14 protein-coding genes are annotated in these 15,321 nt (G+C 67.6%); 8 read left to right on the forward strand and 6 right to left on the reverse strand.

Going from position 1 to position 15,321, the window contains the following annotated elements; translation table 11 throughout:
* Positions 1 to 133: 133 nt before the first annotated feature.
* Positions 134 to 946, reverse strand: coding sequence for a hypothetical protein (locus tag LTV02_RS38215; RefSeq protein ID WP_067721598.1), 813 nt, complete (start codon positions 944 to 946; stop codon positions 134 to 136).
* 212 nt (positions 947 to 1,158) lie between these two features.
* On the opposite strand from LTV02_RS38215, the gene LTV02_RS38220 reads away from it, so the two are divergent.
* On the forward strand, positions 1,159 to 1,635 hold the full coding sequence (locus LTV02_RS38220) for an NUDIX domain-containing protein (protein WP_233036346.1): 477 nt from the start codon (positions 1,159 to 1,161) through the stop codon (positions 1,633 to 1,635).
* A gap of 21 nt (positions 1,636 to 1,656) precedes the next feature.
* Here the strand turns inward: LTV02_RS38220 and LTV02_RS38225 are convergent, their stop codons facing one another.
* Positions 1,657 to 4,236, reverse strand: a complete 2,580-nt coding sequence (locus LTV02_RS38225) for a polynucleotide kinase-phosphatase (protein ID WP_233036347.1) — start codon at positions 4,234 to 4,236, stop codon at positions 1,657 to 1,659.
* Positions 4,236 to 6,110, reverse strand: a complete 1,875-nt coding sequence (locus LTV02_RS38230) for a 3' terminal RNA ribose 2'-O-methyltransferase Hen1 (protein WP_233036348.1) — start codon at positions 6,108 to 6,110, stop codon at positions 4,236 to 4,238. Before LTV02_RS38230 ends, LTV02_RS38225 begins: the two co-directional genes overlap by 1 nt.
* Before the next feature lie 293 nt (positions 6,111 to 6,403).
* On the opposite strand from LTV02_RS38230, the gene LTV02_RS38235 reads away from it, so the two are divergent.
* From LTV02_RS38235 to clpX, 5 genes are all read left to right on the forward strand, one after another.
* Positions 6,404 to 6,928 (forward strand): FKBP-type peptidyl-prolyl cis-trans isomerase, encoded by a 525-nt coding sequence (locus LTV02_RS38235; protein WP_067721595.1) that lies wholly within the window; start codon positions 6,404 to 6,406, stop codon positions 6,926 to 6,928.
* Positions 6,929 to 7,095: 167 nt separating this feature from the next.
* Entirely contained in the window at positions 7,096 to 8,499 is a 1,404-nt protein-coding gene (tig, locus tag LTV02_RS38240) for a trigger factor (protein WP_233036349.1), read from the forward strand.
* 275 nt (positions 8,500 to 8,774) lie between these two features.
* Positions 8,775 to 9,359 carry an ATP-dependent Clp protease proteolytic subunit gene (locus LTV02_RS38245; RefSeq protein WP_067721594.1) on the forward strand — a complete coding sequence of 195 codons (585 nt, stop codon included), beginning with the start codon at positions 8,775 to 8,777 and terminating at the stop codon, positions 9,357 to 9,359.
* 37 nt (positions 9,360 to 9,396) lie between these two features.
* Entirely contained in the window at positions 9,397 to 10,077 is a 681-nt protein-coding gene (locus tag LTV02_RS38250) for an ATP-dependent Clp protease proteolytic subunit (protein ID WP_067721593.1), read from the forward strand.
* Positions 10,078 to 10,363: 286 nt separating this feature from the next.
* The gene (gene clpX / locus LTV02_RS38255; protein WP_067721592.1) at positions 10,364 to 11,647 is read left to right on the forward strand and encodes an ATP-dependent Clp protease ATP-binding subunit ClpX; all 1,284 of its coding nucleotides are present in this window, start codon (positions 10,364 to 10,366) and stop codon (positions 11,645 to 11,647) included.
* 466 nt (positions 11,648 to 12,113) lie between these two features.
* Here the strand turns inward: clpX and LTV02_RS38260 are convergent, their stop codons facing one another.
* The 3 genes from LTV02_RS38260 to LTV02_RS38270 form a co-directional block, all read right to left on the reverse strand.
* The gene (locus LTV02_RS38260; protein ID WP_233036350.1) at positions 12,114 to 12,644 is read right to left on the reverse strand and encodes a hypothetical protein; all 531 of its coding nucleotides are present in this window, start codon (positions 12,642 to 12,644) and stop codon (positions 12,114 to 12,116) included.
* A 68-nt stretch (positions 12,645 to 12,712) separates the two neighbouring features.
* Positions 12,713 to 13,090 carry a nuclear transport factor 2 family protein gene (locus LTV02_RS38265; RefSeq protein WP_067721589.1) on the reverse strand — a complete coding sequence of 126 codons (378 nt, stop codon included), beginning with the start codon at positions 13,088 to 13,090 and terminating at the stop codon, positions 12,713 to 12,715.
* Positions 13,091 to 13,184: 94 nt separating this feature from the next.
* Positions 13,185 to 14,024 (reverse strand): helix-turn-helix domain-containing protein, encoded by an 840-nt coding sequence (locus tag LTV02_RS38270; RefSeq protein WP_233036351.1) that lies wholly within the window; start codon positions 14,022 to 14,024, stop codon positions 13,185 to 13,187.
* 101 nt (positions 14,025 to 14,125) lie between these two features.
* Here LTV02_RS38270 and LTV02_RS38275 point away from each other — a divergent pair, with 101 nt between their 5' ends.
* Together LTV02_RS38275 and LTV02_RS38280 are read left to right on the forward strand one after the other, a co-directional pair.
* Entirely contained in the window at positions 14,126 to 14,848 is a 723-nt protein-coding gene (locus LTV02_RS38275) for an SDR family oxidoreductase (protein WP_233036352.1), read from the forward strand.
* The gene (locus LTV02_RS38280) at positions 14,845 to 15,321 is read left to right on the forward strand and encodes a hypothetical protein (protein WP_233036353.1); all 477 of its coding nucleotides are present in this window, start codon (positions 14,845 to 14,847) and stop codon (positions 15,319 to 15,321) included. Before LTV02_RS38275 ends, LTV02_RS38280 begins: the two co-directional genes overlap by 4 nt.

The raw sequence follows: 15,321 nt of genomic DNA on the forward strand, positions 1-15,321 counted from the left end.
GATCTTTTCCGGTACCGGACATCGCCCAGCACGACCTGATCGTGATGCCGGACGCCGCAATCGGTAGCGGGGACGCACCTGCCAGGGCGGCCTGAGCCGAGGGCGGCCCTGGCAGGTGCGTCCGACCAGGTCTCTACTTCGGCTGTTCGGCCGCAGACGGCTGCGCTTGTGCTTGTGCCGGTTCGGTTTTCGGCTTGTCGGCCCACTTGGTGGTGCCGTCGGCCGCGTTCATGGTGGTGAGCAGGTCGATGCCGGCGGCGATGAGGGTGGGGCCGCCGACGGCGATGCTGCCGATGATGCCGCCCACGCTGGCGCCGGTGGCCAGGCCGCCGATGCAACCCGCCACCAGGGTGGCGATGCAGCCGATGGTGGCGCCGAGCGCGGTGCCGACGAAGGTGCCGATGGAGGTGCCCAGGCTGAACTGGAGGGTGAAGTCGTTCAGGGCGCGCTGGTTCTCCACTTGGGAGGCAACGGGTTTCACCACCAGCGGCTGGGAGATGGCGAGCGCGGCCGGCTTCTCCGGCGTGAGCGCCAGCACGGTGTCGTTCTGTTCCAGCCGCGAGGCGACCGGGATACCGACCGTGCCGACGTGGAAGACCAGGGGCAGGCTCAGCAGGGTGTGGCCGGCGCCGTCCTTGACGTCGGCGACCTGCACCACGTCGGCCGGGTCCACGGCCGCGCCGTCCGCGCCGACGGTCACGCCGTCGCGTTCGCCGAGTCGTTGGTCGCTGCCCGCGGCGATATCGCTCGCGAGCGCCTTGGTGAGAGTGAAGGTGCCGCCCTTGAGCGTGGTGACGACCGTCTTGTCGACGAGCTTCGTCGAATAGGCGATGCGCTCGGGTGTCGCGTCCCCCGGAGCAGCGGGCTGGGCATTCGCCAGGCCGGTAGCCGCGGTCAGTGCGCCGATCACCAGCGTGGCTGCCGCGGTGGCGCTGCGGAACTCCATGCGGTATCCAATCCGTCATCAGGTGTGGGCAGATCCAACCGCTGGAGCTTAATGGAACGCGCGGGGGCCGATTCCCTTTCGGTCCCCCAGGATCCGCCGGAAATTATCGGGCGTTTATCGATAAATGATCCCGCCCTGTGGTTTGCCGAAGCGTCGCCAACTCTAGCGTCCGGAGTGTGCGCGCGTAACCCGAACGCGGCAGACTGCCGGGAATGAGTCTCAGGTACAGCGCGGGCGTACTGCTGTTTCGCCGATCCCCCGACTTGGAAGTACTGCTCGGCCACATGGGCGGACCGCTCTGGGCGAAGAAGGACGCCTCGGCCTGGTCCATCCCGAAAGGCGAATACGATCCGGCGGACGACGGCCTGCAAGCCGCCGCCCGCCGCGAATTCACCGAGGAACTGGGCCTGCCCGTCCCCGACGGCGACTGGATTCCGCTCGGCAATGTGCAATACGGGAGCGGAAGCAGCCGTAAGGAAGTCACCATCTGGGCCGTCGAAGGCGACCTCGATCCCGCGGACGTGGTCCCCGGCACCTTCGACATGGAATGGCCGCCCCGCTCCGGGCGAATTGCCCAATTCCCCGAAATAGACCGAGCCGAATGGTTCACGCCTGAGATCGCCCACGAAAAGCTGGGCAAAGGCCAGCGCCCCTTCCTGGACCGTCTCGTCCAGCATCTGAACGACTGAAACCGGGAACCGGCCCTCGTCTCAGAGGCGGGGGTCTACGGGTTCCGTCTCCAGCGCGAGAACCGCGAAGACGGCTTCGTGGACTCGCCAGAGCGGTTCCGCGTCGACGAAACGGTCCAGGGATTCCAGGCCCAGGGCGTATTCGCGCAGCGCGAGGGAGCGCTTGCCGCCGAGGCCGCGCTGACGCAGGCGGGTGAGGTTCTCCGGGCGCAGGTATTCCGGGCCGTAGATGATCCGGAGGTATTCCGGGCCACGGCATTTCACGCCCGGCTGGACGGGGCGGCCGCTGCGGGTGCCGGTTCCGGTGACAAGGGAACCGACCGGTTTGACGACCATGCCTTCGCCGCCCGCCGCGGTGAGTGATTCCCACCAAGCGGTTGCTACGGCTTCGCTGTCGGCATCCGCGAGGTCGACCAGCACACGCCGGGTGGGCGTGAAGAGATCGGGGTCGGCGGCTACCAACCGGTCGATCTGTTCGAGGTGCCAGTTGTGTTCGCGGACGGCGTAATTCGCGCCCTGCCCGGCCAGCAGCTGGAAGGGGGCGAGCCGTACGCCGTCCAAACCCTCGGTCGGCCAGCAGTAATGGCCGTACGCGGTGGTGAAGGCGTCCGCGTCGGCGCGCCGGGCCGCGGTGCGGGCGGCGAGATCGGCTACCTCCAGGCCCCTTTCGGCGGCTGCGGCCAGTGCGTTCGCGGCCGCGCCGAGGGAGGCTCGCGCCGCCGCGCCGACCGCCGCGTACTGGGTGCGCAGCAGCCCGAGCGCCTTGGCCGACCACGGCATCAGCTCGGTGTCGAGAACCAGCCAGTCGGTGCCGAGTTCATCGAACAGCCCGGCCTTTTCGATGGCCGTGCGGACGCGCGCCAGCAGCGTTTCGGTCTGCGCCGGGGCATCGAAGAACGGACGGCCGGTACGGGTGTACACCGCGCCCGTGCTGCCGTCGTCCATGCCGAAGCGATCCCGCGCCGCGTCGGCCGAGCGCGAAACAACCACCACCGCACGCGAACCCATGTGCTTCTCCTCGCACACCACGGTGCCCACGCCCTCGGAGCGGTAGTACTCGAACGCCTGCTCGGGATATTCGAGATACCCGTCGCGCTGCGAGGTCGCGCATGGCGACATGGTCGGCGGGAGGTACACCAGCCAGCGCGGATCCACCGCGAAGCGGCTCATCACCTCGAGCGCCGCGCTCGCCGCGTCCTCCTGCACGCTCACCCGGCCCAGGTGGCGGGTCTCCACCACTCGGCGGCCGGTCACGTCGTCCAGATCGAGCACGCCCGGATCCCGGTGCACCACACCGGTTCCCGGCACCAGCGTGGCCGGCTGCAACGGCCGGGTCGGCTCGTACCAGACCTGCTCGGCCGGCACCGAGACCGGTTCCCGCTCCGGATAGCGCAGCGCCGACAGCTGCCCGCCGAACACCACGCCGGTGTCCAGGCACAGCGTGTTGTTCACCCACACCAGGTTGGTCATCGGCGTGTGGCCGTAGAGCACCAGCGCCTTGCCGCGATAGTCGTTGGCCCACGGGTAGCGCACCGGCAGGCCGTATTCGTCGGTCTCGCCGGTGGATTCGCCGTACATGGCGAATTCGCGCACCCGGCCGGACGCGCGGCCGTGGTACTGCTCCTTCAGACCCGCGTGCGCGACGACCAGCTGACCGCCGTCGAGCACGTAGTGGCTGACCAGCGAGCGCATGAACTCGTGCGCGGTCTTGCGGAAGTCGGCGTCCTCGCGCTCGAACTGTGCGAGGGATTCCGCCAGGCCGTGCGCCACCTTCACCTTGCGGCCGTCCAGCGCGCGCACCAGCTTGAATTCGTGATTGCCGGTGACGCACAGGGCGTTTCCGGTGTTCACCATCCCCATGACCAGGCGCAGCACGCCCGGGGTGTCCGGCCCGCGATCCACCAGATCGCCGACGAACACGGCGGTCCGGCCCTGCGGGTGCCGTGCGTTCACCGCACGCCCGTCGCCGTCGCGTTCCACCGCGTACCCGAGTTCGCCCAGCAGCGTCTCGAGCTCGGACCGGCAGCCGTGCACATCGCCGATCACATCGAATGGCCCGGTGAGATCGCTCTTGTCGTTCCACAACCGCTCGTCCACGATGGTCGCGGCCTCGATCTCCTCGAGCCCGCGCAGCACGTGCACCTTCCGGAAGCCCTCGCGCTCCAGGAATTTCAGGCTGCGCCGCAGATCCCGCTGCTGGCGGGTCACCACGTGCGCGCCCAGGTGAGCGCGTTCGGCACGCGCCGCATTGCGCTCGATGCACACCTGATCCGGCACATCGAGGACGATCGCCACCGGCAGCACATCGTGCGCCCGCGCCAGGTCGATCAGCGCCTGCCGCGCCTTCGGCTGCACATTGGTGGCGTCCACCACCGTCCGCAGACCGCGCCGCAGCCGCACCCCCGCCACATGATGCAGCAGGTCGAACGCGTCCGGCGTGGCGCTCTGATCGTTCTCGTCATCGCTGACGATCCCGCGATACCCGTCCGAGGACAGCACCGCCGTGGACCGGAAGTGCTTGTGCGCGAACGTCGACTTCCCCGACCCGCTGCTGCCGATCAACACGACCAGCGACAACACCGGAATGGACAGCTCAGCCATTACGCGGCCCCCTTCTCATCGCTGTCGTTCCCCTGCTCACTACCTTTGCCGAACACCGCCAACTGCGTAGGCGCGCCCAGTTTTTCGTCGATCGCCCCGACCGGCTCGAACCGCACGCGGTACCCGTACGTCGCAGCCACCCGATGCGCCCACTCCGCGAATTCCGCACGGCTCCACTCGAACCGGTGATCCGCATGCCGGAACGTCCCCGGCGCCAGACCTTCGTACAGCGCGTTGTACTCGCCATTCGGCGTCGTCACGATCACCGCTCCCGGTGCGGCCGAACCGAATACAGCGTGCTCGAGCGCACTCAACCGCGACTGATCCACATGCTCGATCACCTCCATCAGCACGGCCGCATCGAACCCCCGCAACGAGGCATCGGTATACGTCAGCGCCCCCTGCCGCAACGTCACCCGCCGCGACTGCCACTCCGGCAACCGCCGCAGCCGCCGCTGCGCGATATGCAACGCCCGCATGGAAACATCGACGCCGACGATCTCCGCGAATGTCCGATCCGCCACCAGCTCTCGCAACAGCGCACCCTCACCGCACCCGAGATCGAGCACCCGCGCCGCCCCGGTCGACCGCAACGCCGCGACCACCGCCGCCTTCCGCAACACCGCCAGCGACGGCTGCCGCTGGCCGTCGCCCGTGGCCGGAGCGCTCACGCCGTTCTCGGTAGCTGGGACGACAACCGGAAGGGCGGACCCGGTGGCCACGGTGGACTCGTCCGCGCCTGACACCGCAATGGCCGACGTCCGGTCGGCGAGTCTCGGACCGGCGCCGGATCTGCCGGTCTCGGGAGCCGAATCCGCCGCTCCGGATGTGGATTCCGCGTCGGACGAGTCGGTCGGCGAGAGGAGCCGGTCACCGGTGGGCCGCTCGGACCCGGCCACCGTCTCGGCGGGGGCGGTCCGGGGCGTATTCCAGGTGACCGCCGGATCGTGCGAGTCGTCAACGGCCGGAAGCGATTCCGGGTAGGAATGCCGCGCGGGACCCGCCGCCGGAGCAGCTCCGTTCCGCGCGATCGCGGCGGGGGCAGCGCCGGGTGCTGTTTCCGCCGAGGTCTCGTCGTCGAGGTAATCGATCTCGACCGCGCCCAGTTCTTCCGGGTCGGTGTCGTCCAGCTCGGCCAGGCGGGCAAGTGCCGTGCGGACGAGGGAGTGGCGGCGGGTCAGGTAGCGGCGGGTGATCCATTCGCGTTCCGGGTGCGTGGACAGCCAGGTTTCGCCGACTCGGAGCAGTTTGTCGATCTCGGTTTCGTCCAGGAAGTAGTGCTTGCTGCCGTCGAGGACGGGAAGCAGGACGTACAGGTGGGAGAGGGCGTCCGACAGTCGCAGGGTGCCGGTGAGTTCCATTGCCACGTAATGGGAGTCGCCCCATTCGGGGAAGGCCGGGTCCAAGGGCAGGGGAGTGGCGGTGACCTGCCAGCCGAGCGGCGCGAAGACGCGTTCGGCGGACTCGGGGCCGCCCTTGCACGGGACGGCCGGGAGTTCGATGCGCAGGGGAAGCGCGGTCTCCGCCAGTTCGGGGCGCTGCTTGCAGCGGCCGTGCAGGGCGCTGCCGAACACCGTGGAGATGGCCACCGCCAGCAGCGAGGACGCCGCGTAGGGGCGGTCGTTCACGTACTGGCCGAGGCTGAATTCCTGGTGGCCCTTGGACTTTCCGCGCACCAGGCGAACCGGATCGATTTCCAGCAGGAGGGCGGCGGTGCAGCGGTCGGCGCCGGCTTCCGGGTAGAAGACCTGGGCGACGCCGTAGGACTGCTCGAACTGCTGCATGCGCGCGGGATTCTTGTGCAGCAGAAAGCCCAGGTCGCTCGCCTCCCAGGCGGCGTCCTCCGGTCGCGTACAAGAAATCGTCAACAGCATCATGAGATGCTCGCGTACGGTCGCGCGCGGCCGCAACCAATTTGCGTCTCGGTCGGTACGGCCGCCGCCGCGGTGCCCGGCGTGCCGCGCGGTGCCTCGGAGTTCCGGGATCTGTTCGCGCCGAAGCGATTTCGGCCGCGGCATCGGTCCGGGCGCACCTCGCCCGGCGGTGCGTGCGGCGCGCCCGGAGCGCCGAATCAACCTCGGCGCGGCGCGAACGTGATCCGGCGTGTAGGTTTCGGCGCGGCGTCGCAAACCTGACCGGCGCCGCACATCGGCGGACAGGAGCTGGAATGCGCTTGGCGGGGAAGATCGGGGCCGCGCTCGCGGCCGGACTGATGCTGGCGGGCTGCGGGAGCAGCAGCGACGACGGCGACAAGTCCTCGACGTTCACCGTCGCGCTCCCGCAGGCCGATGGCAAGGAGTGCTCGATCAAGGTCGACGGCGCGTTCGGCGAGGCGCCCAAGATCACGATCCCGGACAACTGCACGCCGCCCACCGAGCTGTTCACCAAGGATCTGGTGACCGGCACCGGTCCGGGCGCGGCGGCCGGGCAACCGCTGAAGATGAACTACACGCTCGTCACCTGGTCGGACAAGAAGAAGCTGGACAGCTCCTTCGACCGCGGCACCCCGTTCACGCTGACGCTGGGCGGCGGCCAGGTCATCAAGGGCTGGGATCAGGGCCTGGTCGGCGTGCAGCAGGGCACCCGCCGCCTGCTCGTCATCCCGCCGAACCTCGGCTACGGCCAGGGCGGCAACGGCATCAAGCCCAACGAGACCCTCGTCTTCGTCACCGACGCCGTCAAGGTCGGTTAGCGACCCTCGAACCGGGCGGTACCAGGGCAGCCGGGAGGAATCCGGCTGCCGCGCCCCCCGCTGTCGTGACCGGTTACACGGTCTCCCGACCCGTCAACTAACCTGGTCGGGATGCGTTCGGGGGGAACCTAGACGTCAACCATGAACAACGAACAAGGAGCATGTCCGTGAAGAGCACCGTCGAGCAGCTGAGCCCGACCCGGGTCCGGATCAATGTCGAGGTGCCCTTCGAGGAGCTCAAGCCGGACTTCGACCGCGCGTACAAGGCGCTCGCTCAGCAGGTCCGTATCCCCGGCTTCCGTCCGGGCAAGGCCCCGGCCAAGCTCCTCGAGGCCCGTGTCGGCCGTGGCGCGGTGCTGGAGCAGGTCGTCAACGACGTGCTGCCGAAGCGCTACAGCGAGGCCGTCATCTCGACCGAGCTGAAGGTCATCGGCCAGCCGGAGATCGAGATCACCAAGATCGAAGACGGCGACGAGCTGGCGTTCACCGCCGAGGTCGACGTCCGCCCGGAGATCACCCTGCCGGACTTCTCGTCCATCGCCGTCACCGTCGACCCGATCGAGGTCACCGACGCCGACATCGACGAGCAGCTCACCTCGCTGCAGCAGCGCTTCGGCACCCTGAAGCCGGTCGAGCGCGCCATCGCCAGCGGTGACTTCGTCTCCATCGACCTGTCCGCCACCGTCGACGGTGAAGAGGTCGCCGAGGCCTCCACCACCGGCCTGTCCCACGAGGTCGGCTCCGGCCAGCTCATCGAGGGCCTGGACGAGACCCTGATCGGCCTCAAGGAAGGCGAGTCCAAGGACTTCACCTCCAAGCTGGTCGCCGGCGAGCACGCCGACAAGGACGCCGTCATCACCGTGACCGTGCAGTCGGTCAAGGAGCGCGAGCTGCCCGAGGCCGATGACGAATTCGCCCAGCTGGCAAGCGAATTCGACACCATCGACGAGCTGAAGACCGACCTCAAGACCCGCGTCGAGCGCGCCAAGAAGGTGCAGCAGGCCGGCGAGATCCGCGACAAGGTGCTCGAGGCCCTCATCGAGGCCACCGACATCCCGCTCCCGGAGAAGGTCGTCCAGGCCGAGATCGACGCCGTGCTGCACGACGCCGTCCACGGCTTCGACCACGACGAGGCCAAGCTGGCCGAGGCGCTCGAGGCGCAGGGCTCCTCCCGCGAGGAGTTCGACAAGGACACCAAGGAAGCCGCGGAGAAGTCGGTCAAGACCCAGCTGCTGCTGGACACCGTCGCCGAGGCCGAGGGCACCCAGGTCGGCCAGGACGAGCTGATGGAACGCATCATCTTCCAGGCCCAGCGCTACGGCATGTCGCCGGATCAGTTCATCCAGCAGATCCAGCAGGCCGGCCAGCTCGGCGCCGTCTTCGCCGACGTGCGTCGCGGTAAGGCCCTCGCGGGCGTCGTCGTGGCGGCCACCGTCACCGACACCGCCGGCAACACCGTGGACACCACCGAGATGTTCGGCAACCCGGCCGAAGAGGCCGAAGAGGTGTCCGCCGAAGAGCTCGCCACCGTTGCCGACGCGACCGAAGCCGCCGAGGCCGAGGCCAAGTAAGTAGGCGGGCCACGACCCACTTTCAAAGGCAGGACCGCCGCGCCCGCGTCACGCGGGCGCGGCGGGATCGCACTCGGGGGTTCGGGGGCGGAGCCCCTGACAGCCTTTCCGAGAGGTGGGTAGTAGGTTTGCGCTGTGAGCGAAGCAGGACGGTACCGGGAGTTCGGTGCCGTCCTGTTTCGTTAGGGTTTGTGTCAGCGAATCAGTAGGGGCTTGTTAACCGAGCCGTTGAGAGAGGGCAGGTATCTGTGACAATCCATCGAGCAGGGGTGCAGATGGCATCCGCGACTGCTGGTCTGAACCTCAGTGATTCGGTGTACGAGCGCCTGCTGAGCTCGCGCATCATCTTCCTGGGCACTCAGGTTGACGACGACATCGCGAACAAGCTGTGTGCCCAGATCCTCCTGCTGTCGGCCGAGGATCCGACCAAGGACATCTCGCTCTACATCAACTCGCCCGGCGGTTCGGTGACCGCGGGCATGGCGATCTACGACACCATGCAGCTGTCGGAGTGCGACGTCGCCACCTACGGCATGGGCCTGTGCGCCTCCATGGGCCAGTTCCTGCTCGCCGCCGGCACCAAGGGCAAGCGCTACGCCCTGCCGCACGCGCGCATCATGATGCACCAGCCGTCCGCCGGCCTCGGTGGCTCCGCCGCCGACATCGCGATCCAGGCCGAGCAGTTCGCCTACACCAAGCGCGAACTCAACGAGCTGCAGGCGCAGCACACCGGCAAGTCCATCGAGCAGGTGACCGCCGATGCCGACCGCGACCGCTGGTTCACGGCCAAGGAGGCGCTGGAGTACGGCTTCATCGACAAGGTGATCACCCACGCGCGTCAGGCCAACGGCGCCGCCTAGTCCCGCAGCCCATCTCACAGAATCTTTGGAGACGCATATGTCGAACATGATCGACCCCCGGGCCGCGGGCATCACCTTCGCCGCCGCGGGTGGCAGCGTGCCGCCGCAGGCCCGCTACATCCTGCCGACCTTCACCGAGCAGACCACGCTCGGCATCAAGACCACCGACCCGTACAACAAGCTGTTCGAGGAGCGCATCATCTTCCTCGGCGCGACGGTGGACGACACCTCGGCCAACGACATCATGGCGCAGCTGCTGGTGCTGGAGTCCCAGGACCCGGACCGCGACATCACCATGTACATCAACTCGCCCGGTGGCTCGTTCACCGCGCTGATGGCCATCTACGACACCATGCAGTACGTGCGGGCCGACGTGTCCACCGTGTGCCTGGGTCAGGCCGCCTCCGCCGCCGCGGTGCTCCTCGCGGCCGGCACCCCCGGCAAGCGGGCCTGCCTCCCGAACGCCCGCGTGCTCATCCACCAGCCCTCCACCTCCGGTGGCATCCAGGGCCAGGTCTCGGATCTGGAGATCCAGGCCGCGGAGATCGAGCGCATGCGTCGTCTCATGGAGACCACCCTGGCCCGCCACACGGGCAAGGACGCGGACACGATCCGCAAGGACACCGACCGGGACAAGATCCTGACCGCCGAAGAGGCGAAGGAATACGGGATCGTGGACCAGGTGTTCGGATACCGCAAGCTCAGCGCTCAGAAATGAGATCGGCGGGTGGTGGAGTCGCGTAAGGCTCCATCACCCGGCAGCGGTGAGTCCACGCACATGTCCGGCGAGAAACGTGCCCAAGTTATCGACCTCGGTCGCGAATAACGGGTACGGTCACTCTAGGGACCTTTGCTCGTGGTTGTCGGCTCTGCCGTTCGGTTCTAGATTGGCCGAATCGCCGCACCACCTTTCACCGGGTGGCGGTATTACGCTTTACAGATGGCAGTTCGCCCACAGCCGGGACAGACGGTTGCACGCGGACAAGGAAGTAGGGACCCAGGAGATGGCGCGCATCGGTGATGGCGGCGATCTGCTCAAGTGCTCGTTCTGCGGAAAGAGCCAGAAGCAGGTCAAGAAGCTCATTGCGGGACCGGGGGTGTACATCTGCGACGAGTGCATCGACCTGTGCAACGAGATCATCGAGGAAGAGCTCGCCGAATCCAGCGAGGTCAAGCTCGACGAACTGCCGAAGCCCGCGGAAATCCGCGACTTCCTCGAGCAGTACGTGATCGGCCAGGATTCTGCGAAGCGCACGCTCGCGGTGGCGGTCTACAACCACTACAAGCGAATTCAGGCCGGTGACAAGGGCCGCGACTCCCGGGGCGAACCGGTCGAGTTGATGAAGTCGAACATTCTCATGCTCGGGCCGACCGGCTGCGGCAAGACGTATCTGGCGCAGACCCTCGCCAAGATGCTGAACGTGCCGTTCGCCATCGCGGACGCCACGGCGCTGACCGAGGCCGGCTATGTCGGTGAGGATGTGGAGAACATCCTGCTGAAGCTGATCCAGGCCGCGGACTACGACGTCAAGCGGGCCGAGACCGGCATCATCTACATCGACGAGGTCGACAAGATCGCCCGCAAGTCGGAGAACCCGTCCATCACCCGCGACGTGTCGGGCGAGGGCGTGCAGCAGGCGCTGCTGAAGATCCTCGAGGGCACGCAGGCTTCGGTGCCGCCGCAGGGTGGACGCAAGCACCCGCATCAGGAATTCATCCAGATCGACACCACGAATGTGCTTTTCATCGTGGCGGGCGCGTTCGCGGGCCTGGAGAAGATCGTTCAGGATCGAGTCGGCAAGCGCGGCATCGGTTTCGGCGCGGAAGTCCGCTCCAAGGCCGAGATCGACACCGCGGATCACTTCGCGGACGTCATGCCGGAGGACTTGATCAAGTTCGGTTTGATTCCGGAGTTCATCGGCCGTCTGCCGATCGTGGCTTCGGTGACCAACCTGGACAAGGAATCTCTCGTCCGGATTCTGGCCGAGCCGAAGAACGCACTCGTGAAGCAGTATGTGCGCCTGTTCGAAATGGACGGCGTGGATCTGGAATTCACCGAGGACGCGCTCGAAGCCGTTGCGGATCAGGCGATCCTGCGCGGGACCGGGGCGCGTGGTCTGCGGGCCATCATGGAGGAAGTCCTCCTGCCGGTCATGTACGACATCCCCAGCCGCGATGATGTGGCGAAGGTGGTCGTCACCGCCGACACCGTGAACGACAATGTGCTGCCGACCATCGTGCCGCGCAAGCGTCAGTCCGGCCCGGAACGCCGCGAGAAGTCGGCGTAATCAGAGCTACCGAAAGCGGCCCCGCGAATATCGCGGGGCCGCTTTCGTTTTCGCGACCGGGGCGGGACTAGAGTTCCGCGACCTCTTTGGTGAGATCGCCGCGCAGAATCTCAGCGCCTGACCAGTCCGCGCTCTCCAGGGCGCTTGACGCCACGTACTTGGGCTGACCATCCCCCGTGCGCGAAACCCCCGTCCGGATCTTCCTCCGGTCCGCCCGGCGCCTGGTAGACGCCGTCGAGCGTGACGAACTGCGTAACCGAAAGCTCCATGTAGTTCTTCTCCTCTGCTCCGTGCCGTCGTGGTGCGCCGGAGCAGATTCCGGAGTGCTCGGTGATCGCCTTTGATCCCCACGGTTCGCCATTGAACCGGTACTCCGATACTCCGAAAATCGGCGTTCGCGCTACACCTGTTACGACGGTGCGGGGCCGGAGAACTCATCGGTTCCAGGGGCGAATCGGAAGGAAATTCAGCGCTGTTGCCGGCCGAACCGGAAGGTGACCGGTTTCGGTTCCGGGACCTGGCGGCGCTCCTTCGGGGCGACCAGCAGACAGGCCAGGCCGAGCGCCGGAAGCGCCAGGGCCGCAATCAGACTGAGGGTGAATTCGGCGGCGCCGAGCTCCGCGGGTCGATGCAGGGCGTGGTACAGCAGGTGCGGTACGCCGAACACCACCCAGCCCAGTCCGGCGATCCGGCCCAGCAGGCTGTCGCGCATATACAGCGCGGCCCCCGTCATGACGCCCATGGCCAGGAAGAACGCGCCGACGTCCCCGGCCAGATGATGGTTGTAGGGCCCGTCCACCCGCACCCAGTGCATCCCGACACCCGGGAAGGAGTTGTAGAACGATTCCGGGGCGACCACCGCCCACAGGCCGATGATCACCGCCTGTGCCGCGAGAATGCCGAGCATGATCTGCAGCGCCAGCCAGCGCCGCCGATTCACCTCGAGGCGCATCCGCACCCGAACCCCGTCACCGGTGCCGTGCAATGAGATTCGCATCGGCCCCTCCCGCCGTCGAACCAATGGTGATGACACCGTAATTCGCGCGGCGGGAGGCGGACAAGGGGCTAGCCCTCGACGGGCTCCATCTTCATGTCCTCGGGACCCCAGTAGGCCCGCATGCTGATGATCTTGCCCTCGTCGTCGAACTCCATGATGTCGATCGGCGCGAGCGTCATGCGCTGCCCGTTGACGGTGCCGACCAGGGTGAACGACACGGCCGCGTGGTTCCCGTTGACCTTCACGGTGTGCAGCTCGGTCTGCCGCTCCATGTACTCCAGCGCGGTGTACATCTCCCGGATCTTCTCGTGCCCGACCCGGGCCTCACTGCCGATGGGATCCTCCACCGTCGCGTCCGGCGCATACAGATCGATGATCGCCGAGGTGGGGCCGGTGGCCACCAGCTTCACATACTGTTCCGCCACGTCACGAGGCTGCACTGCCATTGAAACTCCCATTGAATTGGAACGCGTTCTAGTGCGGAGCCTAGCAGCCGGCGGCCGGAATCGGACCCGCGAGCTTCACTGTGCGAGACCCGGATCAGCCGAAGCGCTGGAGCCCGGTGACGCGCAGCAGATCCAGCGCCGAGGCCGAATCGGTGCCCGGCGCGGCCGAGTACACGACGACCGTCTGATCGGCGTCGGGCACGAGCAGGGCATCGCAGTCGAAGGTCATCCGCCCGACCTCCGGATGGTCGATGGTCTTGACCGCCGAGTGCAGTTCGCTGGACCGCCCCGCCTGCCACAATTCCTCGAATCGCGGACTGCCGGACCGCAGCTCGGCGAGCAGCCGGGCCAATCCGGGATCGTCCGGATAGCGGGCCCGGACCGCACGCAGGCAGCCGACACAGGCCGCGGCATTGGCGGCCTCCTGCTCCGGGGTCAGCACCAGCCGGCTCAGCCCGTCGCCGAGAAAGCGCTGCCACATGACATTGCGCTGATGCACCGGATGCTCGGAGAAGTCGCCGAACAGCGCGGCCGCCAAGGGATTCCAGGCCAGGATGTCGGATTTCGCGGACAGCACCAGTGCGGGCAGATCGGCCATCCGGTCGAGCAGGCGCAGCACACTCGGCCGGATCACCATCGGAATCCGCCCGGCCTGCGGCGGCTCGGCTCCGGCCAGCCGGAACATCAGATCGCGATCGAGTTCGGTCATCCGCAGCGCCCGGGCCAGCGCGCCCAGCACCTGCGTGGACGGTTTCGGCCCGCGCCCCTGCTCCAGCCGCACCACATAATCCACGCTCACCCCCGCCAGCAGCGCGACCTCCTCCCGCCGCAACCCCGGCACCTGACGCCGAGCGCCCGCCGCGAGCCCCGCCTCCACGGGAGTGATCCGGGACCGGGCCGTCCGCAATACCGTCGCCAGTTCGGCTCTGTCCATGCCCTCCATGGTGCCGGAGCGGCGGAATTCCGGGGTGGTACCGGCAGTCCCAGGCCCGGACGGTCCTGGTGAGCCGCTGCAGGGCCCGCGACGCTACCGATATGACGAACGAGACGACGACGATCGCCCTGGTCACCGGTGCGAACAAGGGTCTGGGCCGTGAAACCGTGCGCAGGCTGGCCGAATCCGGCTGGGCGGTGTACTTGGCGGCGCGCGATGCCGAGCGCGGCACGGCGGCGGTGGCGGAGCTGGGGGCGGCCGGGCTGACGGTGCGGTTCGTGCAGCTCGACGTGACCTCGGACGAATCCGTGTCCGCGGCGGCCGAGCTGGTGCGGACGCAGGCGGGGCGGCTGGATGTGCTGATCAACAATGCCGCGATCGGCGGGCCCATGCTGCCGCCGAGCGACACCACCCCGGCGGAGCTGCGAGAACTGTTCGAAACCAATGTGTTCGGGCCGATCCGGGTGACGCACGCCTTCCTGCCGCTGCTGCGCGAGTCCGCGCACCCGCGCATCGTGATGGTCTCCAGCGGGGTGGGTTCGATCGAGGTGCTCAACGATGTCCGGTTCGCCGCGCTGCCGCCCGCCCTGGGCTATCCGGCGAGCAAGGCCACGCTCAACATGCTCACCAGCCAATACGCCAAAGAACTGACCGATATTCGGGTCAATGCCGTGGATCCGGGGTACACGGCCACCGACCTCAACGGGCACAGTGGTCCGCAGACGGTCACCGAGGGCACCGATGCCATTGTCGAAATGGCGGGTATCGGAGCTGATGGGCCGACGGGCGGATTTTTCAACCGGCTCGGCAGCGTTCCCTGGTGAGGAAGGCTCTGGTCGGGCTGGCGCTGCTGGTCGGGCCGGCGGCGTGCTGGATCGTCGGATCGGTAACGGAGGAACAGGTGACGGAAGCGAATTCGAACCGGGTGCTGTCGATCGGACTGCATCCGAGCGCCATCGACTACAGCAGATATCCGCAGCTCGACGCGGCGACGTTGACCGCGCGCATCGAGGCGGGAGAGGCCGCTTTGCGGGCGGCCGGGTTCGACTTCGTGTCGTGTCAGGTTCCCGCCGAGCCCGCGGCGGCGGAGGCGAAACTGCGGGAATGCTTGGCGGACGGCGGATTCCGGGTCGCCATGATCGGGGCGGGGGTGCGGATGGCGGCCGAGCACACGCTGCTGTTCGAGCGGCTGATCAATGTGACCACCGAGCTGGCGCCCGGGATCCGGTTCGCGTTCAACACCTCGCCGGAATCCACCATCGATGCCCTGCGGCGGTGGGTAACCCCGGCCGGATAG

Origin of the sequence: Nocardia yamanashiensis (assembly GCF_021183565.1) — a bacterium.
GTDB lineage: Bacteria > Actinomycetota > Actinomycetes > Mycobacteriales > Mycobacteriaceae > Nocardia > Nocardia yamanashiensis.

Coding starts and splice junctions, on each gene's coding strand:
- LTV02_RS38275 (WP_233036352.1), top strand. CDS start 14,126: ATGACGAACGAGACGACGACGATCGCCCTGGTCACCGGTGCGAACAAG.
- LTV02_RS38260 (WP_233036350.1), bottom strand. CDS start 12,644: ATGCGAATCTCATTGCACGGCACCGGTGACGGGGTTCGGGTGCGGATG.
- LTV02_RS38270 (WP_233036351.1), bottom strand. CDS start 14,024: ATGGACAGAGCCGAACTGGCGACGGTATTGCGGACGGCCCGGTCCCGG.
- LTV02_RS38230 (WP_233036348.1), bottom strand. CDS start 6,110: ATGCTGTTGACGATTTCTTGTACGCGACCGGAGGACGCCGCCTGGGAG.
- clpX (WP_067721592.1), top strand. CDS start 10,364: ATGGCGCGCATCGGTGATGGCGGCGATCTGCTCAAGTGCTCGTTCTGC.
- LTV02_RS38225 (WP_233036347.1), bottom strand. CDS start 4,236: ATGGCTGAGCTGTCCATTCCGGTGTTGTCGCTGGTCGTGTTGATCGGC.
- LTV02_RS38235 (WP_067721595.1), top strand. CDS start 6,404: ATGCGCTTGGCGGGGAAGATCGGGGCCGCGCTCGCGGCCGGACTGATG.
- LTV02_RS38220 (WP_233036346.1), top strand. CDS start 1,159: ATGAGTCTCAGGTACAGCGCGGGCGTACTGCTGTTTCGCCGATCCCCC.
- LTV02_RS38245 (WP_067721594.1), top strand. CDS start 8,775: ATGGCATCCGCGACTGCTGGTCTGAACCTCAGTGATTCGGTGTACGAG.
- LTV02_RS38265 (WP_067721589.1), bottom strand. CDS start 13,090: ATGGCAGTGCAGCCTCGTGACGTGGCGGAACAGTATGTGAAGCTGGTG.
- LTV02_RS38215 (WP_067721598.1), bottom strand. CDS start 946: ATGGAGTTCCGCAGCGCCACCGCGGCAGCCACGCTGGTGATCGGCGCA.
- LTV02_RS38250 (WP_067721593.1), top strand. CDS start 9,397: ATGTCGAACATGATCGACCCCCGGGCCGCGGGCATCACCTTCGCCGCC.